General features: G+C 72.2%; 21 protein-coding genes. 16 read left to right on the forward strand and 5 right to left on the reverse strand.

What is annotated here, in order from left to right; all coding sequences use genetic code 11:
- Position 1: 1 nt before the first annotated feature.
- Positions 2-1,600, reverse strand: a complete 1,599-nt coding sequence (locus tag AC068Z_RS23095; RefSeq protein WP_478558534.1) for a hypothetical protein — start codon at positions 1,598-1,600, stop codon at positions 2-4.
- A 111-nt stretch (positions 1,601-1,711) separates the two neighbouring features.
- Here AC068Z_RS23095 and AC068Z_RS23100 point away from each other — a divergent pair, with 111 nt between their 5' ends.
- The 5 genes from AC068Z_RS23100 to AC068Z_RS23120 are packed head-to-tail and all read left to right on the forward strand — an operon-like array spanning position 1,712 to position 7,805.
- Positions 1,712-2,257, forward strand: coding sequence for a hypothetical protein (locus AC068Z_RS23100; protein WP_478558536.1), 546 nt, complete (start codon positions 1,712-1,714; stop codon positions 2,255-2,257).
- A gap of 46 nt (positions 2,258-2,303) precedes the next feature.
- Entirely contained in the window at positions 2,304-5,483 is a 3,180-nt protein-coding gene (locus tag AC068Z_RS23105; protein WP_478558539.1) for a S41 family peptidase, read from the forward strand.
- Positions 5,484-5,529: 46 nt separating this feature from the next.
- Positions 5,530-5,883: a histidine triad nucleotide-binding protein gene (locus tag AC068Z_RS23110; protein ID WP_478558542.1), complete on the forward strand. Its 354-nt coding sequence runs from the start codon at positions 5,530-5,532 to the stop codon at positions 5,881-5,883.
- Between the two features lie 6 nt (positions 5,884-5,889).
- A complete protein-coding gene (locus tag AC068Z_RS23115) occupies positions 5,890-6,795 on the forward strand; it encodes a ribonuclease Z (RefSeq protein ID WP_478558545.1) in 906 nt (301 codons plus the stop codon).
- 20 nt (positions 6,796-6,815) lie between these two features.
- A complete protein-coding gene (locus AC068Z_RS23120) occupies positions 6,816-7,805 on the forward strand; it encodes an adenosine deaminase (RefSeq protein ID WP_478558548.1) in 990 nt (329 codons plus the stop codon).
- A 57-nt stretch (positions 7,806-7,862) separates the two neighbouring features.
- Here the strand turns inward: AC068Z_RS23120 and AC068Z_RS23125 are convergent, their stop codons facing one another.
- Both AC068Z_RS23125 and AC068Z_RS23130 read right to left on the reverse strand, forming a co-directional pair.
- The gene (locus AC068Z_RS23125; protein ID WP_478558551.1) at positions 7,863-9,053 is read right to left on the reverse strand and encodes an MFS transporter; all 1,191 of its coding nucleotides are present in this window, start codon (positions 9,051-9,053) and stop codon (positions 7,863-7,865) included.
- Between the two features lie 176 nt (positions 9,054-9,229).
- The gene (locus tag AC068Z_RS23130; RefSeq protein WP_478558554.1) at positions 9,230-10,021 is read right to left on the reverse strand and encodes an IclR family transcriptional regulator; all 792 of its coding nucleotides are present in this window, start codon (positions 10,019-10,021) and stop codon (positions 9,230-9,232) included.
- A 103-nt stretch (positions 10,022-10,124) separates the two neighbouring features.
- On the opposite strand from AC068Z_RS23130, the gene AC068Z_RS23135 reads away from it, so the two are divergent.
- The 10 genes from AC068Z_RS23135 to AC068Z_RS23180 all read left to right on the forward strand — a co-directional run bounded on the left by AC068Z_RS23135 (position 10,125) and on the right by AC068Z_RS23180 (position 19,916).
- Positions 10,125-11,060, forward strand: a complete 936-nt coding sequence (locus AC068Z_RS23135; RefSeq protein ID WP_478558557.1) for a 5-dehydro-4-deoxyglucarate dehydratase — start codon at positions 10,125-10,127, stop codon at positions 11,058-11,060.
- On the forward strand, positions 11,057-12,346 hold the full coding sequence (locus AC068Z_RS23140) for a glucarate dehydratase family protein (protein ID WP_478558560.1): 1,290 nt from the start codon (positions 11,057-11,059) through the stop codon (positions 12,344-12,346). Before AC068Z_RS23135 ends, AC068Z_RS23140 begins: the two co-directional genes overlap by 4 nt.
- A 69-nt stretch (positions 12,347-12,415) precedes the next feature.
- A complete protein-coding gene (locus AC068Z_RS23145) occupies positions 12,416-13,789 on the forward strand; it encodes an MFS transporter (RefSeq protein ID WP_478558652.1) in 1,374 nt (457 codons plus the stop codon).
- 613 nt (positions 13,790-14,402) lie between these two features.
- Positions 14,403-15,548, forward strand: a complete 1,146-nt coding sequence (locus tag AC068Z_RS23150; RefSeq protein ID WP_478558563.1) for a carbohydrate kinase family protein — start codon at positions 14,403-14,405, stop codon at positions 15,546-15,548.
- A 126-nt stretch (positions 15,549-15,674) separates the two neighbouring features.
- On the forward strand, positions 15,675-16,727 hold the full coding sequence (locus tag AC068Z_RS23155) for a PhoH family protein (RefSeq protein WP_478558566.1): 1,053 nt from the start codon (positions 15,675-15,677) through the stop codon (positions 16,725-16,727).
- A gap of 13 nt (positions 16,728-16,740) precedes the next feature.
- Positions 16,741-17,238 carry an rRNA maturation RNase YbeY gene (gene ybeY / locus AC068Z_RS23160; RefSeq protein ID WP_451723849.1) on the forward strand — a complete coding sequence of 166 codons (498 nt, stop codon included), beginning with the start codon at positions 16,741-16,743 and terminating at the stop codon, positions 17,236-17,238.
- Entirely contained in the window at positions 17,235-18,533 is a 1,299-nt protein-coding gene (locus tag AC068Z_RS23165; protein WP_478558571.1) for a hemolysin family protein, read from the forward strand. Before ybeY ends, AC068Z_RS23165 begins: the two co-directional genes overlap by 4 nt.
- Positions 18,530-18,889 carry an MmcQ/YjbR family DNA-binding protein gene (locus tag AC068Z_RS23170; protein WP_478558574.1) on the forward strand — a complete coding sequence of 120 codons (360 nt, stop codon included), beginning with the start codon at positions 18,530-18,532 and terminating at the stop codon, positions 18,887-18,889. The genes AC068Z_RS23165 and AC068Z_RS23170 overlap by 4 nt, the downstream gene beginning before the upstream one ends.
- Positions 18,890-18,912: 23 nt before the next feature.
- A complete protein-coding gene (locus tag AC068Z_RS23175) occupies positions 18,913-19,266 on the forward strand; it encodes a cytidine deaminase (protein ID WP_478558577.1) in 354 nt (117 codons plus the stop codon).
- Between the two features lie 173 nt (positions 19,267-19,439).
- A complete protein-coding gene (locus tag AC068Z_RS23180) occupies positions 19,440-19,916 on the forward strand; it encodes a hypothetical protein (RefSeq protein ID WP_478558580.1) in 477 nt (158 codons plus the stop codon).
- 36 nt (positions 19,917-19,952) lie between these two features.
- On the opposite strand, the gene AC068Z_RS23185 is transcribed toward AC068Z_RS23180, so the two are convergent.
- The gene (locus AC068Z_RS23185; protein WP_363160165.1) at positions 19,953-20,291 is read right to left on the reverse strand and encodes a P-II family nitrogen regulator; all 339 of its coding nucleotides are present in this window, start codon (positions 20,289-20,291) and stop codon (positions 19,953-19,955) included.
- Complete coding sequence (locus AC068Z_RS23190; protein WP_478558585.1) at positions 20,288-21,589, reverse strand: ammonium transporter; 1,302 nt, start codon at positions 21,587-21,589, stop codon at positions 20,288-20,290. Before AC068Z_RS23190 ends, AC068Z_RS23185 begins: the two co-directional genes overlap by 4 nt.
- A gap of 151 nt (positions 21,590-21,740) precedes the next feature.
- On the opposite strand from AC068Z_RS23190, the gene era reads away from it, so the two are divergent.
- Positions 21,741-22,694, forward strand: a complete 954-nt coding sequence (gene era, locus AC068Z_RS23195) for a GTPase Era (RefSeq protein WP_478558588.1) — start codon at positions 21,741-21,743, stop codon at positions 22,692-22,694.
- The last annotated feature ends 24 nt before the right edge of the window (positions 22,695-22,718 follow it).

The following is a 22,718-nucleotide window of genomic DNA, read 5'->3' on the forward strand; positions in this document are numbered from 1 at the left end:
GTCAGCACCGGTTCGCCGGGAGCAGCTGGACGTCCTCCCGGCGGACCGCGAAGGACTCCTGGACGGTGCCGTTGCGGCGGGCCGGGTCCCAGAGCCAGATCCAGTCGCCCGTGGTGCCGAAGGACAGCACCTGGTGGTCGGTCTGGACCGGGCCGTTGTCGACCGCGAGCGGTTTGGAGGCGTCCACCGGGCGTACGCAGACGAAGTGGCCGTAGACGCCGAAGTAGTCCGGCGGGCGGGCGCCCTCGCGGGCGACGTTCTCCGCCGCCCGGCCCGCCGCGCTCGCCGCGTCGCGGGTGCCGATGCCGATCGCGGACAGGGCGAAGACCACGCCCAGCAGGGTGGCCAGGACCACGGCGAAGAGGCGGTTGCTGCCGTCCCGGCCCAGGTGGAAGTGGCGCAGCCAGCCGATGACCGCCACGAAGAACACCGCGCTGCCCAGGGCGAGCCCCATCGGCTCGGCCGCCGCCGAGTAGCGGCCGAGGGTGGACACCGGCACGGCGTCCGCGCGGATGTCGAAGCGGTCCAGGTAGGCCGCGTGCATCTGCCCGCCCAGCCAGCCCACCATCGACCACAGCACCGGCACGGACAGCGGCACCAGCCAGGCCGCGTGCCGGGTGAAGAAGGTGCGCCGGACGGCCAGCACCACCCCGGCGGCCGTGAACAGGCCGAGGGCGAGCACCAGTACGCCCGCCCGCAGTTGCTCGGGGCGGCTGCCGTGGCCCACCAGGGCACCGAAGGCGGCCAGTGCCGTGGTGCCCGCGAGGCCCGCCGCCCACTGGGCGCCCCGGCCGCTCGCGCGCGTCTCCTTGGCGGTCCGGCCCAGCGGCAGCGCCCCCGCCGTGCTCAGCAACGCGGGCAGCAGCTTCCAGGCGCCCTCTGCCCAGACGACGTACATCCCGCAGACCATCGCGTTGACCAGTCCCGTCAGGGCCGCCCACAGCCACACCAGCCGGACCCGGCGCTCGTGCGGGGTCTCGTCGCGCGGCGGGTCCGCGTCCGAGTGGCCCGGGACCCGCAGCGCGTGCGCCGCCGCGTCGAAGGGACGGCCGCCGAGGGTGCGGGCCGTCAGTTCGGCCTCCGCCTCCTGCCGGGAGTCCGGGCCCGCCGGTACGGTCACCGCCCGCTGCTCGTCCGCACCGCCCAGCCGGATCCACATCCGGCCCAGCGTCGGCAGCGCGCGGTGCACGTAGTACGTCGTCCTGGCCGGGCGTTCGTGCTCGACGAGGGCCGCGTCCCGCACCCAGGCGCCCAATTCGGCCTGTTTGACCAGTCGTTCGACCTCCATGGTGGCCGTGCGCAGGGCGCCGAGCCGGGCGCCGTGCAGCCGGACCTCGACGACGAGGGCGGTGCGGTGGGCGACGGGGGAGGGCTCCTCGTCCGGGCGCACGGCCCAGCCGCGCTCCTCGAACAGGGCCGTGACATACGCCACTTCGTCCGGCTGATCGACCACGTCGACGAGCATCCGCACCCGGCGCCGACGCGGCGGCGCGGGCGGTCCGGCCGCCGGGTCGGGCCCCGGCTCGGTACTCTGCTGGGGCTCGTCGGGGACGCGTGGTCCCGGCAGGAGTCGGGGCGAGCGGATCCGCGGGGGTGTCAACGGTCCTCCGGTACGGCGGCAGTTGGACGGCACTCGATTGTGACGTGCGGGAGTGCTGAGTGACCGTATGCGCTCTACCGCGACCGCCCGGACAGTGGGAGGCTGCCCTCCATGGGGGTATTGAGACGGATTTGGGCCCGCCCGCGCGGGGCACGTGTGGCGGGAGCGGCGGGACTGGTCGTGCTGGCCGTCGGCGGGGCGGTCGCGTGCGACGCCGTCGGCATGAGCACCGCGTCCATCGCGTGGACCACCGACAAGACGGTGACGGATGAGCTGGAGCGCCAGAAGGCGGACGTCCAGTGGCTCACCTGCCGGGCCTCTTACGGCGACGACGGCGACGGATCGACGCCGAGCGCGGGCGAGGAGACCGTCGCCGAGGTCGACTGCACCGGCAAGACCAAGGACGGCAAGGACATCACCGTCGACGGCCTCGTCACCCGCGCGATCGACAACAAGTGCGTACGCGGACACCTCACCGCGAAGGTGGACGGCAAGACGTGGTTCGAGGTCGACGGTCTCGGCGACTGCGACGGCACGCCCTCCCCGATCACCCCGCCGAGCGGCGGAGCCCAGCAGCCCGGGCCCACGGTGACGGTGACCGTCACCAAGACGCTGTACTGCAAGGAGGACCCGCAGTGCTGGCCCGAGGGCAAGTGATCGGAAACCCCGGACCGACGGTGACCGCACTGCGTAGGGTGATCGGGTGACATCCGCCTATCTCCGGTTCCCGCATCCGCACGGCGAGTTGGTCGCCTTCACCGCCGAGGACGACGTCTGGCTCGCCCCCTTGGACGGCGGCCGGGCCTGGCGGGTCAGCGCCGACAACGTGCCGGTCGCCCTGCCGCGCATCTCGCCCGACGGCACCACCGTCGCCTGGACCTCCACCCGCGACGGCGCCTCCGAGGTGTACACCGCCCCGGTGACCGGCGGCCCCGCCACCCGGCTGACGCACTGGGGCGCCCGGACCCGGGTCCGCGGCTGGACCCCCGAAGGGCACGTCCTCGCGGTGAGCTGCCGGGGCCAGGCGAGCCGGGACCGCACCTGGGCGCACGCCGTCCCGCTCGACGGCGGACCGGCGACGACCCTGCCGTACGGCATCGTCGGGGACGTGGCCCACGGGCCGCACACCGTGCTGCTGTCCGCGACCATGAGCCTGGAGGCGGCCCACTGGAAGCGCTACCGGGGCGGCCGGGCGGGCAAGTTGTGGATCGACCGGGAGGGGCGGGGCGAGTTCGTCCGGCTGCACGAGGAGCTCGACGGGAACCTCGAGTACCCCGTCTGGGCCGGTGACCGGATCGCCTTCCTCAGCGACCACGAGGGCACGGGCGCGCTCTACTCCTCCCTCGCCGACGGCTCCGACCTGCGCCGCCACACGCCCCTGGACGGCTTCTACGCCCGGCACGCGGCCGGGGACGGCACCCGGATCGTCTACGCCTCGGCCGGTGAACTCTGGTTGCTCGACGACCTGGACGGCGCCGAGCCGCGCCGGCTCGACATCCGGCTCGGCGGCCAGCGCACCGACCGCCGCCCCCACCCGGTCAACGCGGCCCGCTGGTTCGGCGCCGCCGCCCCCGACCACACCGCGCGCGGCAGCGCCGTCCTGGTGCGCGGCTCCGTCCACTGGGTCACCCACCGCTCGGGCCCGACCCGGGCGCTGGCCGCCGAACCCGGCGTACGGGCCCGCAAGCCCCGTACGTTCCGCGTCGACGGCGAGGAATGGGTGGTGTGGGTGACCGACGCCGAGGGCGACGACGCGCTGGAGTTCGCCCCCGCCACCGGGCTCGCCCCGGGCGCCACCCCGCGCCGGCTCGCCGCCGGACAGCTCGGCCGGGTCCTCGGCCTCGCCATGGCCCCCGACGGCAGCCGGGCCGCCGTGGCCGCGCACGACGGGCGCGTCCTGCTCGTCGAGCGGGAGACCGGCGAGGTCCGCGAGGTCGACCGCAGCGAGGACGGCGACGTCTCCGGCCTCGTCTTCTCGCCCGACTCCGCCTGGCTGGCCTGGTCGCACCCCGGACCGACCCCGCTGAGCCAGCTGCGGCTGGCCAACACCACGGACCTGTCCGTCACCGAGGCCACCCCGCTGCGCTTCCAGGACTACGCCCCGGCGTTCACCCAGGACGGCAGGCACCTCGCGTTCCTGTCGGCCCGCTCCTTCGACCCGGTCTACGACGAGCACGTCTTCGACCTGGCCTTCGTGGCCGGCTCCCGCCCGTACCTGATCACGCTGGCCGCGACGACGCCCTCGCCGTTCGGACCACAGCGGCACGGCCGCCCCTTCGACGCGCCCGACAAGGACGAGACGCCCGACAGCGAGGGCACCCCCACCACGCGGATCGACCTCGAAGGGCTCGCCGACCGGATCGTGCCGTTCCCCGTCGAGGCCGCCCGCTACACCCACCTGCGGGCCGCCAAGGACGGCGTGCTGTGGCTGCGCCACCCGGTCACCGGCGAACTCGGCGCCTCCCGGGCCGCCCCGGACGACCCCGACCCCAAGACCGAGCTGGAGCGTTACGACCTCGTCCAGCAGCGCGTGGAGCATCTGGCCGCCGACGCCGACCACTTCGAGGTCAGCGGCGACGGCAAGCGGGTGCTGCTGTGGACCGACGGCCGGCTCAAGGTCGTGCCCAGCGACCGGCGGGCCTCGGGCGACGAGGACAGCGACAGCAACATCGGCGTCGACCTCGGCCGGGTGCGGCATCTGATCGACCCGGCCGCCGAGTGGCGCCAGATGTACGAGGAGACGGGCCGCGTCATGCGGGACCACTTCTGGCGCGTCGACATGAGCGGCGTGGACTGGTCCGGCGTACTCGACCGCTACCGCCCGGTGCTGGACCGCGTGGCCACCCACGACGACCTGGTGGACCTCCTCTACGAGGTCCAGGGCGAGCTCGGCACCTCGCACGCGTACGTCATCACGCGCGGCGGCTCCGGCGGCCCCCGCCAAGGCCTGCTCGGCGCGGACATCTCCCGCCACGAGGACGGCACCTGGCGCGTCGACCGCATCCTTCCCTCGGAGACCTCCGACCCGCAGGCCCGGGCCCCGCTCGCGGCACCCGGGGTGGCGGTACGGGCCGGGGACGCGATCGTCGCCGTCGGCGGGATCCCGGTGGACCCGGTGACCGGACCCGCACCCCTGCTGGTGGGCACGGCGGGCAGGCCCGTCGAGCTGACGATCTCCCCGGCGGGCGGCGGAGACCCGCGGCACGCCGTGGTGATCCCGGTCGCCGACGAGGAGCCCCTGCGCTACCACGACTGGGTGGCCGGCCGGCGGGCCCACGTCCACGAACGGTCCGGCGGCCGTCTCGGCTACCTCCACGTCCCCGACATGCAGGCCCCCGGCTGGGCCCAGATCCACCGCGACCTGCGCGTCGAGGTGGCCCACGAGGGCCTGATCGTCGACATCCGCGAGAACCGGGGCGGCTACACCTCCCAACTGGTCGTCGAGAAGCTGGCCCGCCGCATCGTCGGCTGGGGAGTCCCGCGGGGCACGCGCCCCTACAGCTACCCCGAGGACGCCCCGCGCGGCCCCGTGGTGGCCGTGGCCGACGAGTTCTCCGGCTCCGACGGCGACATCGTCAACGCGGCCATCAAGGCGCTCGGCATCGGCCCGGTGGTCGGCACCCGCACCTGGGGCGGTGTGATCGGCATCGACAGCCGCTACCGCCTGGTCGACGGCACGCTCATCACCCAGCCGAAGTACGCGATCTGGCTCGAGGGTTACGGCTGGGGGGTGGAGAACCACGGGGTCGACCCGGACGTGGAGGTGGTGCAGCGGCCCCAGGACTACGCGGCGGGCCGGGACGCGCAGCTGGACGAGGCCGTGCGGATCGCGCTGGAGGCGTTGGAGGGGACTCCGGCGAAGGTGCCTCCCGCGCTGCCGTGACCCGCTCGCTACGATGCACACCGACACCTCAGGCGAAAGGAACGTCATGGCAGGGGAACCCCAGGACGACTGTCTGTTCTGCAAAATCGCTCAGGGCCACGTCCCCGCGACGATCGTCCGCGAGACCGGCACGACCATCGCCTTCCGGGACATCAACCCCCAGGCGCCCACCCACGTCCTGGTGATCCCCAAGGCGCACTACGCCGACGCCGCCGAACTCGCCGCCGCCGAACCCACCCTCGCCGCCGATGTGCTGACCGAGACGAAGGCCGTCGCGGACGAGGAGAAGCTCGAGGCCTACCGGGTCGTCTTCAACACCGGCGCCGGCGTCGGCCAGACCGTCTTCCACGCGCACGCCCACGTCCTCGGCGGCCGTGGCATGCAGTGGCCGCCCGGGTAAGTCGTCGTGTCCGTACGTGAATTGGTGGTCCTCGGCACCGCGAGCCAGGTCCCGACCCGGCACCGCAACCACAACGGCTACCTCCTGCGCTGGGACGGAGAGGGCATCCTCTTCGATCCCGGCGAGGGCACCCAGCGCCAGATGCTGCGCGCCGGAGTCGCCGCCCACGACCTGAACCGGATCTGCGTCACGCACTTCCACGGCGACCACTCGCTCGGCCTCGCCGGGGTCATCCAGCGGATCAACCTCGACAAGGTGCCGCACGAGATCACCGCGCACTACCCGAAGTCGGGCCAGCGTTTCTTCGACCGCCTCCGCTACTCCACGGCCTACCGCGAGACCGTGGGCATCACCGAGGCACCGGTGAGCGAGAACGGCGACCTCGCCGCCGGCCCCGCCTACGTGCTGCAGGCGCGCAGGCTCTCGCACCCCGTCGAGTCGTACGGCTATCGCCTCGTCGAGCCCGACGGCCGCCGCATGCTGCCCGACCGGCTCGCCGCGCACGGCATCAAGGGCCCCGACGTCGGGCGGATCCAGCGGGAGGGCGCCCTCGGGGGTGTGCGGCTGGACGACGTCAGCGAGGTGCGCCGGGGGCAGCGGTTCGCGTTCGTCATGGACACCCGGCTCTGCGACGGCGTGCACGAGCTGGCCGACGGCTGCGATCTGCTCGTCATCGAGTCGACCTTCCTCGACGAGGACACCGACCTCGCCGTCGAGCACGGCCACCTCACCGCCGGACAGGCGGCGCGCGCGGCCCGGGACGCGGGCGTACGGCATCTGGTGCTGACGCACTTCAGCCAGCGCTACTCCGAGCCCGACGAGTTCGAACGGCAGGCACGGGCGGCCGGGTTCGAGGGGGAGCTGACGGTGGCGCACGATCTGCTGCGGGTGCCGGTTCCGAAACGTCGCTGAAACGCCCGTACGATGCTTTGATGCCCCTCCCGAAAGCAGAACTGCACCTCCACATCGAAGGCACCCTGGAGCCCGAGCTGGCCTTCGAGCTGGCCGCGCGCAACGGCGTCGAGCTGCCGTACGCGGACACCGACGAGCTGCGCAAGGCGTATCAGTTCGAGGATCTCCAGTCCTTCCTGAACCTGTACTACGAGCTCATGGCCGTCCTGCGCACCGAGCGGGACTTCGAGGACCTCGCCAACGCCTATCTCGCCCGCGCCGCCGCGCAGGGCGTGCGGCACGCGGAGATCTTCTTCGACCCGCAGGCGCACATCGCGCGGGGCGTGTCCATGGGCACGGTCGTGGAGGGGCTGTGGCGGGCACTGGGCGGCAGCGAGTCCGCGCACGGCGTCTCCACCCAGCTGATCATGTGCTTCCTGCGCGACGAGTCGGCCGAGAGCGCGCTGGAGACCCTGGAGGCCGCGAAGCCGTACCTCGACCGGATCGTCGGCGTCGGCCTCGACTCCGCCGAGGTCGGGCATCCGCCGGTGAAGTTCCGCGAGGTGTACGAGGCGGCGGCGGCCCTGGGACTGCGGCGCGTGGCGCACGCCGGTGAGGAGGGCCCGCCGGAGTACATCACCGAGGCCCTGGACGTCCTCGGCGTGGAGCGCGTCGACCACGGGCTGCGGTGCATGGAGTCCCCGGAGCTGGTCGAGCGGCTCGTCCGGGACCGGGTCCCGCTGACGCTCTGCCCGCTGTCGAACGTCCGGCTGCGCACGGTGGACGTCCTGGCGGACCACCCCCTCCCGGCGATGCTGGACGCGGGCCTGCTGTGCACGGTCAACTCCGACGACCCGGCGTACTTCGGCGGCTACGCGGGCGACAACTTCGACGCGGTGCGCTCGGCGCTGGGCCTGAGCGAGGAGCGCCTGCGCGAGCTGGCCCGGAACTCGTTCGTGGCGAGCTTCCTGGAGCACGACGAGGAGCGGCGGGCGCGGTATCTCGCCGAGGTGGAGGCGTACGAGTTCTAGAACTCCCCAGGGGCGCGGGAACTGCGCGACCAGCCCCAGAGCACCCGCACCCGCGGATCAAGCGGCCGTTGCCCTGTCGTAGACGTGTGTCTCCACCGGGATCTCGACCACCGGGAGCGGTCGCCTGCCCGCACCCACCGCCACCAGCGTCATCGGTACGGCGACCACCAACAGGCCCGCCGCCAGCACCGCCCCCATCGCGGGGAACCCGGCGGCGGCCGACAGCAGACTCCCGGTCAGCGGTCCCGCCGCCGTGCCGAGTGACGACGCCGAACCCACCAGCACCGCCCAGCGACCCCGCCCGTCGAGGGACGCGGCGAGGCCGATGACGTAGGACAGGACGATCGGGTAGAGGGCGTTCCAGGCGATCTCGCCGGCCGCGAAGGTCGTGAGGTCCGTCGCGGACGCGCTCACCGCGATACAGGCCGCGATGACCGCCGTACCCGCGCCGATGGGGAGCGCGAGTCCGAGCCGGGGCCCGATCGCGCTCGCCGCGACCACGCCCAGCAGGCCCGCGCCCAGCGCCACCGCGAACACCGCGCCGACCGTGACCTCGCTCAGGTGCGCCTGGGTGAGCCCGATCCGGCCGCTGACGCCCCACAGGGAGTTCTGGGCGAGGGACCAGCACATCAGGGCCGCGCCGAGGACGAGTCCGGAGCGCAGGTGGGGGAGGCGGCCGGTGTCGTCGTGCCGCGGCCGGGATCCGGGTCCCGCGGCCGGGAGGCGGCCCGTCAGCGGCCAGACCGCCAGCGCCGTGAGCGCGATCGCCGCGAGCGGCTGGCCGTGGCCGGGGCCGAGGTGCGGGACCGTCAGATACACCGCGCCCGCGAGGGCGGAGACGCCGAGCAGGCCGTACGTCGTGACGCGGTGCGGGTCGGGGCGGCCGGCGATTCCGGTGGCCGCCACCGCCGTCGCCGTACCGGAGCCGAAGCCGCCGGCCAGCGCGCCGGCCACCACGGCCGGGACGGAGTCGGTGAGGGCGGCTGAGCCGTAGCCGAGGACGGCGAGGGTGAGGCCGAGGCGGGCGAGGAGGCGGGGGCCGAGGCGGTCGACGCGGGAGGCGAGCAGGAAGCCCGCGGACGCCGAACTCAGCAGCAGCGCACTGCCGATGGCGCCCGCCTGCGTGGCGGTGAGGGGGAGCCCCGAGTCGAGCCTGCCGACGGTCGTCGGGAGGAGGTAGGGGGCGAGGTACCCGGCCGTGAAAAGGGCGACGAGGGGCCAGGGCAGGGTGGTGCGGGGGGCGGACACGGGCGTTCCCAGGGCATGCGAAAGAAGCGGCTCAGAAGGGGGATTGGGCGACGACCGTCGACGGACAGGAACGCGCGGGCAATTTGTATCAAGCGAGGGCAGGCGCGAAGAAGGGGGGATGGTGTGATCCGGGGCACATTCCGTTTGGCCCGGGTCGGGTGGGGTAGCAGTGGCCGCTAACGCCAGTGCACCGAGCCGCCGGCGGACCCGCCGGACGGCACCACGGCCTCGATCTTCGCCCGGATCTCCCGCATCACGGCGACGATCCGCTCCTCGTGCCCCGGGGTCAGCCGGGCCACCGGTACCGAGCAGCTGATCGCGTCCTGGGCGGGGCGGTCGTAGCGCAGCGCGAAGCCGAAGCCGACGATGCCGGTGACGCCTTCCTCGCGGTCGACGGAGTAGCCGCGCTCCCGCACCTGGGCGAGGTCGGCCGCCAAGGAGGCGCTGTCGGTGTGGGTGCGGGGGGTGCGTGCCTCGTACGGCCCGTCCGGCAGCGCGGTGTCGGGGCGTTCGGCCAGCAGCGCCTTGCCGAGCGCGCCCACGTGCGCGGGCAGCCGGCGGCCCACGCGGCTGATGGTGCGCAGGTACTCGTGCGACTCGCGGGTCGCCAGGTAGGCCACGTCCCGCCCGTCCAGGCGCCCCATGTGGATGGTCTCGCCCAGCGCCTCGGACGCCTCGTCGAGGTAGGGGCGCACCGCGCGGACCCGGGGGTCGGAGTCCAGGTAGCTGGTGCCGGTGAGCAGGGCGTGGATGCCGATGCCGTAGAGCGAGCCGGTGACGTCGGTGCGGACCCAGCCGCGCGAGATGAGGGTCTGCAGCAGCGCGTACATGGAGCTGCGCGGGACGTCCAGCTCGTCCGCCAGCTCCTGGAGCCGGGCCGGGCGGTCGCCGCGGGCGGCGAGGAGTTCGAGCAGTTCGACCGTACGCGCGGCCGACTTCACTTCGCGGACGCCGCCTGACTCTGACATGGGCCGATCGTAATCCGGCGGGATCGTGATCCGGCGGGGTCGCACCATTGACGGCCGGTGTTCGCGTATCTAACCTCCATCTACATACGTGGATGACGTCTGCATGGGGAGATGGATACCGGTGGTCCTCGATACCGAAACGCTGGCGGGCGGGGTGCTGTCCTTCCCGCTGACGAGCTTTCACGACGACGGCTCCCTCGATCCCGGCGGATTCCGCGCCCATGTCGCCGAGTGCGTCGCCGCCGGGCCCGCGGCGCTCTTCCCCGCCTGTGGCACGGGGGAGTTCTTCTCGCTGGACGAGGAGGAGTACCGGACCGTCGTGAGCATCGCGGTGGCGGAGGCGGGCGGGCGGCTGCCCGTCGTCGCCGGCACCGGGTACGGCTGGGCGCAGGCCGTACGGTTCGCGCGCATCGCCGAGGAGGCGGGCGCCGACGCCCTGCTGGTCCTGCCGCACTATCTCGTCGCGGCGCCGCAGGAGGGGCTGGTGGCCCAGGTGGAGCACATCGCGGCCCGGACCGGTCTGCCGATCGTCGCCTACCAGCGCGGTCAAGTCGCCTTCACCGCCGAGTCGTTGCGGCGGATCGCCGCCCTCCCGAACGTCATCGGGCTCAAGGACGGCCACAGCGACCTCGACCGCCTCCAGCGCCTCACCCTCGCCGCCCCCGAGGGCTTCCTGTTCTTCAACGGCGCCGCCACCGCCGAGATCCAGGCCCGCGCCTACGCCTCCGTCGGCGTCCCCGCCTACTCCTCCGCCGTGCACGCCTTCGCGCCGGAGATCGCGAACGCCTTCTTCGCCGCCCTGCGCGACGGCGACGACAAGACGGTGGAGCGGCTGCTGCGCGACTTCTACGTGCCGCTCGTCGAACTCCGCGACCGGGTGCCCGGATACGCGGTGTCGTTGGTCAAGGCGGCGGCGCGGCTGCGGGGCCGGCGGGTGGGCCCGGTGCGCGCCCCGCTCACCGATCCCTCGGCCGCCGACCTGGCCGAGCTGAAGACCCTGCTCACCACCGGACTGAACCTCGTAGGAGCCGCACTGTGAACCTCACCATCACGGACGTCCGGCTGACGCCGATCCTCGTCGCCGACCCGCCCCTGCTCAACACCCAGGGCGTCCACCAGCCCTACACGCCCCGGCTGATCGTGGAGGTGGTGACCGCCGACGGTCTGGTCGGGGTGGGGGAGACGTACGGGGACACCAAGTACCTGGAGCTCGCGCGGCCCTTCGCGGAGAAGCTGATCGGCCGTCGGGTGAGCGACCTGAACGGTCTCCTCACCGTGGCCGAGGAAGTGGCCGTCGACGGCTCCCGGGTCTCCGGGCAGGTGGATGTCGGAGGCCTGCGCGGCGTGCAGACCGCCGACAAACTCCGGTTGTCCGTGGTCTCCGGCTTCGAGGTGGCGTGTCTCGACGCCCTCGGCAAGGCGCTCGGGCAGCCCGTGCACGCGCTGCTCGGGGGCAAGGTGCGGGACGCGGTGGAGTACAGCGCCTACCTGTTCTACAAGTGGGCCGACCACCCGGCGGGCGTGGCCGCGGAGAAGGACGACTGGGGTGCCGCGGTCGATCCGGCCGGGGTGGTGGAGCAGGCGCGGAGGTTCAAGGAGCGGTACGGGTTCACCTCGTTCAAGCTGAAGGGCGGGGTGTTTCCGCCGGAGGAGGAGATCGCGGCGGTACGGGCGCTCGCGGCGGCCTTCCCCGGACATCCCCTGCGGCTGGACCCCAACGGCGCCTGGTCGGTGGCGACTTCGCTGACGGTGGCGAAGGAACTCGGGGACGTCCTGGAGTACCTGGAGGACCCGGCGCTCGGGACTCCGGCGATGGCGGAGGTCTCCGCCGGGACCGACGTGCCGCTCGCGACCAACATGTGCGTGACGACGTTCGCCGAGATCAAGGAGGCGTTCGTCAAGGACGCGGTCCAGGTGGTCCTGTCGGACCACCACTACTGGGGCGGCCTGCGCAACACCCAGCAGCTCGCCGCGATCTGCCGCACCTTCGGAGTCGGGGTGTCGATGCACTCCAACACCCACCTCGGAATCTCCCTGGCCGCGATGACCCACGTGGCGTCGACCGTCCCGAACCTCCACCACGCCTGTGACTCCCACTACCCGTGGCAGTCGGAGGACGTCCTCACCGAGCGCCTCCGCTTCCAGGACGGCAAGGTCGCCGTCTCCGACGCCCCCGGCCTCGGCGTCGAACTCGACCACGACCGGCTGCGGTTCCTGCACCGGCGCTGGCTCGACGACGACGGCGCTCTGCGCGAGCGCGACGACGCGGCGGCGATGAGGGCCGCGGACCCGGAGTGGGTCACGCCGTCGGTGCCGCGCTGGTAGTCGCTCCTCGCTCAACTCCCCGTCCCCTGCCCACGATCGGAGCCGCTCGTGTCAGCAGCAGTCCCCGAAGTGCATTCGCCCGCCGTCCGGTCCGCGATCCGCAAGATCTTCCGCCGAGTGGTCCCGCTGTTCTTCGTGATGTTCGTCGCGAACTACATGGACCGCGTCAACCTGGGTTTCGCCCAGGACGAGTTGAGGGCCGACGTGGGCCTGTCGGCCGCCGCCTTCGGGCTCGGCGCGGGCATCTTCTTCATCGCCTACGCCCTGTTCGAGATCCCCTCCAACATGCTGATGGAGCGCTTCGGCGCGAAGGTCTGGCTCACCCGGATCATGATCAGCTGGGGCATCGTGGCCACCGCGATGGCCTTCGTCACCAGCGTCGAGATGTTCTACGCGCTGCGCTTCCTGCTGGGCGTCGCCGAGGCGGGGTTCTTCCCGGCGGTCATCTACTACTTCAGCCGCTGGCTGCCGGACTCCCACCGGGGACGCGCCACGTCGGTCTTCCTGATGGGCTCCGGGACGGCGACCGTGATCGTCGGTCCGGTCTCCGGGGCGCTGATGGAGATGCACGGCGTCTGGGGGCACTCCGGCTGGCAGTGGATGTTCTTCATCGAGGGCGTCTTCTCCGTGGTCCTCGGCTTCGTCGTCTACCGCTTCCTCGACTCCGGCATCGAGACCGCGGACTGGCTGACCCAGGAGGAGAAGGACGGCCTGGTCGCCGTGATCGACGCCGAGCAGGACGGACGGGAGACCGCCGGCGCCCGGGTCTCCCGCTGGAGGCTGCTCGCCGATCCCCAGATGCTGCTCTTCCTGTGGATCTACTTCGCCGTCAACGTCGCCCTGTACGCGGTGACGTTCTGGCTGCCCTCGATCGTGGACGACATCGGCGGGCTGAGCGAGTTCCAGGTCGGGCTGCTGACGTCCGTGCCGTGGCTGTGCGCGATCGGGGCGGTGTACGTCAGCGGACGGCTCTCGGACCGCATCGGCAAGCGGCGGCCGATCCTGATGGCGCTGCTGGTGCTCGGCGGCTGCGGCACGCTGCTCGCGGTGTTCGTGTCGCCGTGGGCGGGCCTCGGCGCCCTGTGCCTGGCCGCGATGGGCTTCAAACCGGCGTCCCCGATCTTCTGGACGATCCCCCAGAGCTACCTGGACGCCCGGGCCGCCGCTCCCGGCATCGCCCTGATCAACTCGATCGGCAACCTCGGCGGCTTCGTCGCCCCCACCGCCTTCGGCCTCATCGAGGACACCACGGGTTCCACGAAGGGGGGCCTGGTCGGCCTCACGATCGTCGGCTTCCTGGCCGCCCTGAGCGTGCTCCTGGTCCGCGGCGGCGGCCGCAACGACCGAACCCGCACCCGCCTGGCGAAGACCCCGGGAACGGCATCGCCACGGGCGAATCCGGGGGCGGCGCGGGTGGTGGGGGCGGGGGGCGCGGGGGTCTGATTGGGAGCGGGGACCTGTCGGGGCGAAGGGCGAGGCCGGGGCTGTGGCAGGGTCGGCGAGGCCCGCGAGGTCCCAGGTGCCGGTCTCGTCCAGCCGACGTCGGCGAAGATGCGGCGCCCTTGGCGACGGCCCGGGCGATCCAGGACCCCCTTGCCGGGTTCCAGGGAGGCCACGGCGGCACGCGCGCGTGGAGGGCAGCCGGGGGCGGGCTCCTCCGGGGGCTGTGCCTGTGTGGCGGGGTGGCGGGCGCGAGGCCGGGCCCGTCCTTGCGTGGCGGGGGACCGCGGGCCTGACGGGGGCGATGCGGGCAGGGCGCGGCGGGGGCGTAGGTCGGATGTGCGCCCGCTCGGCAAGGGCTGGGGCGTCGAGTCCGGTGACCGGATCTGCGTCCGCTCGGCAAGGGCTGGGGCGCCGAGTCCGGTGACCGGATCTGTGCGTCACCCGGCGAAGGCGGCCCCGGGTCGTGGGACCAGGGCGGCAGCCGGGGCACGCGGGTGGCACGCCCGGGGGCTGGGGTGGTTTGACGCGACCCCTGGTCCAGAGGTGCGCGGCGGCGTGTTGTCAGTGGCGTGGTGCACACTGGCCTGATCCGCACCACGTCAGGGAGCGCACCGTGATCGCGTCCGCCGCGTCCACCGGAAAGGGACCCTCCGCCACCTTCGCCGGGGCACCGCAGTGCCCGGCCCAGGTCGATCCCCTGGCCGCACTGCGCAGGCCCGCCGATCCGCCCTGGGACGTGTATCTCACGGGCACCGTCTTCCTCGACATCATCTTCACCGGGCTCGACTCCGCCCCGGTGCGCGGGACCGAGTCCTGGGCCCGCGGGATGGGTTCGAGCCCCGGCGGCGTCGCCAACATGGCGACCGCGCTGGCCCGCCTCGGCCTGCGCACCTCCCTCGCCGCCGCCTTCGGGGACGACCACTACGGCGAGTACTGCTGGGACGCACTGCAGCAGGGCGAGGGCATCGACCTCGACCCCTCGCGCACCGTCCCCGGCTGGCACTCCCCGGTGACGGTCTCCATGGCCTACGAGGGCGAGCGCACGATGGTCTCCCACGGCCACGAACCGCCCCCGGAGGAGCCCGCCCCCGACTGCCCCCCACGCGCGCGTGCCGCCGTAGCCTCCCTGGAACCCGGCAAGCAGGCCCCCTGGATCGCCCAGGCCGCCGCCAAGGGCACCCGCATCTTCGCCGACGTCGGCTGGGACGAGACCGGCGCCTGGGACCTCGCGGGCCTCGCCGACCTCGCACACTGCGAGGCCTTCCTGCCCAACGCCGAGGAGGCCATGCGCTACACCGGCGCCACCTGCCCGCGCGCCGCCGCCCACGCCCTCACCGAACACGTCCCGCTCGCCGTCGTCACCCTCGGCGCCGAGGGCGCCTACGCCGTGGACCGGCGGACCGGGGAGACCGCCGAGGTGCCCGCCATCGCCGTGGAGGCCCTCGACCCCACCGGCGCCGGGGACGTCTTCGTCGCCGGCTTCGTCACCGGCACCCTCGCGAACTGGCCTCTCGCCGACCGCCTGGCCTTCGCGGGCCTCACCGCGGCGCTCTCGGTCCAGGAGTTCGGCGGCTCCCTCTCCGCCCCCGGCTGGGCCGAGATCGGCGCCTGGTGGCGGAAGATCCAGTCCTACGACGACCAGGACCCGGCGGCCCTGCGCCGGTACGCCTTCCTCGCGGACCTGGTCCCGGCGGAACTGGCCCGTCCCTGGCCGCTGCGCCGGGCCGTCCCCACGATCGGCTTCGGCCGCTCCGCCTGAGGCCCGGTCTCGCGGAAAAGGCCTACGGCCTTGTCAGTCCCCCGGCGTACCCTGGAAACCGCCAGGCCGCCCCTGTGGCGGACGCACCGTATCGAGGAGGACGAGCAAGGCCTACAGAGCCGGCCCATGACTCAGACACCCACTCACACACCCGCGCAGGGGCAGGCGAGAGCACAGTTCACCGTCCCCGCCCAGCACCCCATGGTGACCGTGCTGGGGTCCGGCGACTCCCTCCTGCGTGTGATCGAGAAGGCCTTCCCGGCGGTCGACATCCATGTCCGGGGCAATGAGATCAGCGCGGTCGGCGACCGAGCGGAAGTCGCCCTTGTCCAGCGCCTGTTCGACGAGATGATGCTGGTGCTCCGCACCGGACAGCCGATGACGGAGGACGCAGTGGAACGCTCGATCGCCATGCTCCGGGCGAGCGAGAACGGCGAGGGCTCTCCCGAGACCCCCGCCGAGGTGCTCACCCAGAACATCCTCTCCTCGCGCGGACGCACGATCCGCCCGAAGACCCTCAACCAGAAGCGGTACGTCGACGCGATCGACAAGCACACGATCGTCTTCGGCATCGGCCCCGCCGGTACCGGCAAGACCTACCTCGCCATGGCCAAGGCGGTGCAGGCCCTGCAGTCCAAGCAGGTCAACCGCATCATCCTGACCCGCCCCGCGGTGGAGGCCGGCGAGCGCCTCGGCTTCCTGCCGGGCACGCTGTACGAGAAGATCGACCCCTACCTGCGCCCGCTGTACGACGCGCTGCACGACATGCTCGACCCGGACTCGATCCCCCGTCTCATGGCGGCCGGGACCATCGAGGTCGCGCCCCTGGCGTACATGCGCGGCCGTACCCTGAACGACGCCTTCATCATCCTGGACGAGGCCCAGAACACGAGCCCCGAGCAGATGAAGATGTTCCTGACCCGTCTCGGCTTCGACTCGAAGATCGTCATCACCGGTGACGTGACCCAGGTCGACCTTCCCAACGGCACCAAGTCCGGTCTGCGGCAGGTGCAGGACATCCTCGAGGGCCTCGACGACGTCCACTTCTCGCGTCTCACGTCCCACGATGTCGTACGGCACAAGCTGGTCGGCCGTATCGTCGACGCGTACGAGAAGTACGACAGCCACCACGGCACGGAGAACGGCACCCACAAGGGCGGCCGCAACAAGCGGAAGTAGACAGACCAGCACCATGTCGATCGACGTCAACAACGAGTCCGGAACCGAGGTCGACGAGCAGGCGATCCTCGACATCGCCCGCTACGCACTCGCGCGGATGCGCATCCACCCGCTCTCCGAGCTCTCGGTGATCGTCGTGGACGCCGACGCCATGGAGCAGCTGCACATCCAGTGGATGGACCTGCCCGGGCCGACGGATGTCATGTCCTTCCCGATGGACGAGCTGCGGCCGCCCAGCAAGGACGACGACGAGCCGCCGCAGGGGCTGCTCGGCGACATCGTGCTCTGCCCGGAGGTCGCCAAGAAGCAGGGCGAGGACGCCCCGACGCAGCACACCATGGACGAGGAGCTCCAACTGCTCACCGTCCACGGTGTGCTGCACCTGCTCGGCTACGACCACGAGGAGCCGGACGAGAAGGCCGAGATGTTCGGCCTCCAGGCGGCCATCGTGGACGGCTGGCGCGCGGAGAAGGGCCTGACCGGTCCCTCCCCGGCTCCGACCGTCTCATGAGCCCGCAACTCGTCCTCGGCGCCATCGCGCTGGTCGTCGTGGCCTGGCTCGCCGCCTGCGCGGAGGCGGGCCTGGCCCGTGTGTCCAGCTTCCGCGCCGAGGAAGCCGTCCGTTCCGGCCGGCGCGGCAGCGCCAGGCTCGAGCAGGTCGCCGCCGACCCGACGCGCTATCTGAACGTCGCGCTGCTGGTCCGCGTGGCCTGCGAGATGGCCGCCGCCGCGCTGGTCACGTACGCCTGTCTGAACGAGATCGACGGCACCACCCAGGCGCTGCTCGCCGCGATCGGCGTGATGGTGCTCGTCTCCTACGTCGCCGTCGGTGTCTCCCCGCGCACCATCGGCCGTCAGCACCCGCTGAACACCGCGACGGCGGCGTCGTACGTCCTGGTGCCGCTGGCCCGGATCATGGGCCCGATCCCGTCCCTGCTGATCCTCATCGGCAACGCCCTCACCCCCGGCAAGGGCTTCCGTCGCGGCCCCTTCGCCTCCGAGGCGGAGCTGCGCGCGCTGGTCGACCTCGCCGAGAAGGAGTCCCTGATCGAGGACGAGGAGCGCCGGATGGTGCACTCGGTCTTCGAGCTCGGCGACACCCTCGTGCGGGAGGTCATGGTCCCGCGGACCGATCTGATCGTGATCGAGCGCTACAAGACCATCCGCCAGGCCCTGACCCTGGCCCTGAGGTCCGGTTTCTCGCGCATCCCGGTCGTCGGCGAGAGCGAGGACGACGTCGTCGGGATCGTCTACCTCAAGGACCTCGCCCGCAAGACGCACATCAGCCGGGACGCCGAGAGCGAGCTGGTGTCCACCGCGATGCGCCCCGCCGCCTTCGTGCCCGACACCAAGAACGCCGGAGATCTGCTGCGCGAGATGCAGCAGGACCGCAACCACGTCGCCGTCGTCATCGACGAGTACGGCGGCACCGCGGGCATCGTCACCATCGAGGACATCCTCGAGGAGATCGTCGGCGAGATCACCGACGAGTACGACCGTGAGCTGCCGCCGGTGGAGGAGCTGGGCGAGGACCGCTACCGGGTCACCGCGCGGCTGGACATCACCGACCTCGGCGAGCTGTACGGCCTCGACGAGTACGACGACGAGGACGTGGAGACCGTCGGCGGACTCCTCGCCAAGGCGCTCGGCCGGGTCCCCATCGCCGGTGCCTCGGCCCGGGTGGAACTGCCCGACGAGCGGGAGCTGCGGCTGACCGCGGAGGCCGCGGCGGGCCGCCGGAACAAGATCGTGACCGTGCTGGTGGAGCCGGTGGCGACCTCGAAGGAAGAGGCGAAGGACGAGTGACCCCTCAGGAGCTGCGCGAGTTCTGCCTCTCGTTCAACGCCGTGGTGGAGGAGTTCCCGTTCAACCCGGAGACCTCGGTCTTCAAGGTGCTCGGCAAGCTCTTCGCGCTGACGAACCTGGACGCGCGGCCCCTGACGGTCAACCTCAAGTGCGACCCCGAGGACGCGATCCGGCTGCGCGCCGAGCACGAGGGCCTGATCGTCCCCGGGTACCACATGAACAAGCGGCACTGGAACACGGTGACCGTGGACGGCGGTCTCCCCGACCGGACGGTCCGCGAGCTCGTCGAGGACTCCTACGACCTGGTGGTCGCCGGTCTGCCCCGCGCCGAACGCCTCCGCCTGGACCGGTCCTGACGGGCACTTCGTATGCTCGGGGCATGACCGAGAGCAACGCGCTTGACCCCGAGGACCGCAAGATCGTCACCCTGGCCCGTTCCGCGCGGGCCCGCAACGGTGTGCCCGAGGGTGCCGCCGTACGCGACGACACGGGCCGTACGTATGTCGCCGGGACCGTGGACCTGGACTCGCTGAAGCTGAGCGCGCTGCGTACGGCCGTGGCGATGGCCGTGGCGTCCGGGGCGAAGTCGCTGGAGGCGGCGGCGGTGGTGACCGAGGCGGAGAGCGCGGCGGCCGAGGACCTGGCGGCCGTACGGGATCTGGGCGGGGCGGGGACGCCGGTGCTGCTCGCGGGGCCGGACGGTGCGGTGCGGCTCACCGTGGCCGCGGAGTAGCGGTCTGAAAACGGAGTAGTCCGGATTTCATCCTTGTCGGCGGTCGCCTCTCGCGCATCAATGGGACCGTACGTTCCGACGGACCGTCAGATTCGGCCCTCCCGCAGTGTGTCCGCGCCCACCTGCCGAGGACGGGCCGTCGGTCCCCCCACACCCGAAGGGAACCCGACCCCATGAGAGGTACACGCTCAGGCACCGGTGCGGCACTCGCGGCCGGCACGCTCGCCCTGACCGGACTCGTGCTCGCGCCCACCGCCGCGGCCGTGACCCCCACCACGGCCACCATCGACGCCGACTGCGGCAGCTTCGGCGGCGGCGCGGCCACCCTGACGGCCACGCAGGACGGGACGGCCGCCACCATGACCCTCAACTCCTCCGCCATCACCGCGCCGATCGGACTCGGCGCGGACTCCATCACCTCCACCCTCACCCTGGTGAAGGCGGGCGGCGGCACCACCGTGTTCACCGCCACCGAGAACCCGGCGATGGCCGCCGGCGACCCGGTCCAGGTGGGCCCGCTGCCCGGCACCGTGGCCTCCGGCGACAGCCTGGAGGCCTTCGGCGGCTCGCTGACGATGACCGTCTTCGGCATCACCATCACCTGCACGGCGACGGCACCGCAGGCACCGGGCCCGTTCGTCTTCGACTGATCCGCTGATCAGCGGCGCGCGGGTGGGCGCGGCTCCTCAGAGAGCGTCGGGGCCGCGCTCACCCGTCCGCACGCGTACGACGGTCTCGACGGGCAGCGCCCAGACCTTGCCGTCGCCGATCTTGCCGGTCTGCGCGGCCTTCACGATCGCGTCGATCACCGCGTCGGAGTCGGCGTCCTCCACGACCACCTCGATGCGGACCTTGGGCACCAGGTCGACCTGGTACTCGGCGCCGCGGTACACCTCCGTGTGGCCGCGCTGGCGGCCGTAGCCGCTCGCCTCGGTCACGGTCAGGCCGTGCACGCCCAGCTCCTGGAGCGCCGACTTCACCTCGTCGAGTCGGTAGGGCTTGACGATCGCGGTGATGAGCTTCATGCCTTGGCCTTCTGAGGGGTGGAGACGGACGCGGAGACCGGGGCGCCGTGGCCCAGGACGCCGTGATCGTATGCGCTCTCGGCATGCACCGTAAGGTCCAGGCCGGTGTGCTCCTGCTCCTCGCTGGCGCGGAAGCCCAGGGTCCTGTCGATGAGCTTGGCGAGGCCGTACGACACGGCGAAGGCGTACGCCCCCACGGCCACCACGGCGACGAGCTGCTTGCCGAGCTGGCCGACTCCGCCGCCGTACAGCAGGCCCTCGGGGCCGCCGGTCATCTCGGCGACGGCGAAGACGCCGATCAGGACGGTGCCGATGACGCCGCCGACCAGGTGGACGCCGACGACGTCCAGGGAGTCGTCGTAGTTGAACCTGAACTTCCAGCCCACGGCACAGGAGCAGACGACGCCCGCGGTGAGGCCGACGACCAGCGCGCCGAGCAGGGAGACCGAGCCGCAGGACGGGGTGATCGCGACCAGGCCCGCGACCGCGCCGGAGGCGGCGCCGAGGGTCGTGGGGTGGCCGTCCCGCCGCTGCTCGACGAAGAGCCAGCCCAGCAGGCCGGTGCAGCCGGCGGCGAGGGTGTTGAGGAAGGCCGCGGCGGCGAGGCCGTTCGCGCCGAGGGCGGAACCGGCGTTGAAGCCGAACCAGCCGAACCAGAGCAGACCGGCGCCGAGCATCACCATGGGCAGGTTGTGCGGGCGCATCGCGTCCTTCTTGAACCCGAGCCGTGGGCCGAGGACCAGGCAGAGGGCGAGGCCCGAGGCGCCGGAGGTGATCTCGACGGGGAGGCCGCCCGCGAAGTCCAGGGCGCCGAGGTGGTTCAGGATCCAGCCACCCGGGCCCCAGGTCCAGTGGGCCACCGGAACGTATACGAGCAGTGCCCACACGGGGACGAAGACCAGCCACGCGCCGAACTTGGCGCGGTCGGCGACGGCGCCGCTGATCAGGGCGGCCGTGATGATCGCGAAGGTGAGCTGGAAGGTGGCGAAGAGGACGGTGGGGACGGTGCCCTTGACGCTGTCGGGTCCGATGCCGGACATGCCGAGGTGGTCGAGCCCGCCGATGAGCCCGGCGCCGGCGTCCTCCCCGAAGGCGAGGGAGTACCCGGCGGCCAGCCACACCACGGTGACCAGGGCGATCGCCACGAAGCTCATCATCAGCATGTTGAGGACGCTCTTCGTGCGGACCATGCCGCCGTAGAACAGGGCGAGGCCCGGCGTCATCAGCAGGACGAGGGCGGTGGCGGCGAGCAGCCAGGCGGTGTCGCCGGTGTCGATTCCTTGCGCGGCGAGAGGCACGGTGGTCTCCAACGGGGTGGGGGTCCGTCAGAGATTCACGGGTGTGCGTTTCCGGACGTGTACCGGTGTGTTTCGGGGGCGTTTCATTGCGTGAGGGTTTCCGGGAGCTCACGGTGCGGCGCCGCTCCGGGGATCAGGGAGAATGGTCGGCATGAGCGTTCGTACCCAGTCATCCGAGCAGCCGTCCGAGGCCCCCCATCGCGCCGGCTTCGCCTGCTTCGTGGGCCGTCCCAACGCGGGCAAGTCCACCCTCACGAACGCTCTGGTCGGGCAGAAGGTGGCGATCACCGCGAACCAGCCGCAGACGACGCGGCACACGGTACGGGGGATCGTGCACCGCCCGGACGCCCAGCTGATCCTGGTGGACACCCCGGGGCTGCACAAGCCGCGGACGCTGCTGGGCGAGCGGCTGAACGACGTGGTCCGGACGACGTGGGCCGAGGTCGACGTGATCGGCTTCTGCCTTCCGGCGAACGAGAAGCTCGGCCCCGGCGACCGCTTCATCGCGAAGGAGCTGGCGGGGATCAAGAAGTCCCCGAAGGTCGCCATCGTGACGAAGACGGACCTCGTCGACTCCAAGGCCCTCGCCGAGCAGCTGATCGCGATCGACCAGCTGGGCAAGGAGCTGGGCATCGAGTGGGCGCAGATCGTTCCGGTCTCGGCGACCGCGAACAAGCAGGTCGACCTGCTGGCGGACCTGCTGATCCCGATGCTGCCCGAGGGCCCGGCGCTGTACCCCGAGGGCGACCTCACGGACGAGCCCGAGCAGGTCATGATCGCGGAACTGATCCGCGAGGCGGCCCTGGAGGGCGTCCGGGACGAGCTCCCGCACTCCATCGCGGTCGTGGTCGAGGAGATGCTCCCCCGGGAAGACCGCCCGGCGGACAAGCCCCTCCTCGACATCCACGCCTTCGTCTACATCGAGCGCCCCAGCCAGAAGGGCATCATCATCGGCCCCAAGGGCAAGCGCCTGAAGGAAGTCGGCATCAAGAGCCGCAAGCAGATCGAGGCGCTGCTGGGCACGCCGGTGTTCTTGGACCTGCATGTGAAGGTGGCGAAGGACTGGCAGCGGGATCCGAAGCAGTTGCGGCGGCTGGGGTTCTGAGGGCTGGGGCCCTGGCGGCTCGGG

It is taken from the genome of Streptomyces sp. NPDC043726, from assembly GCF_056436565.1.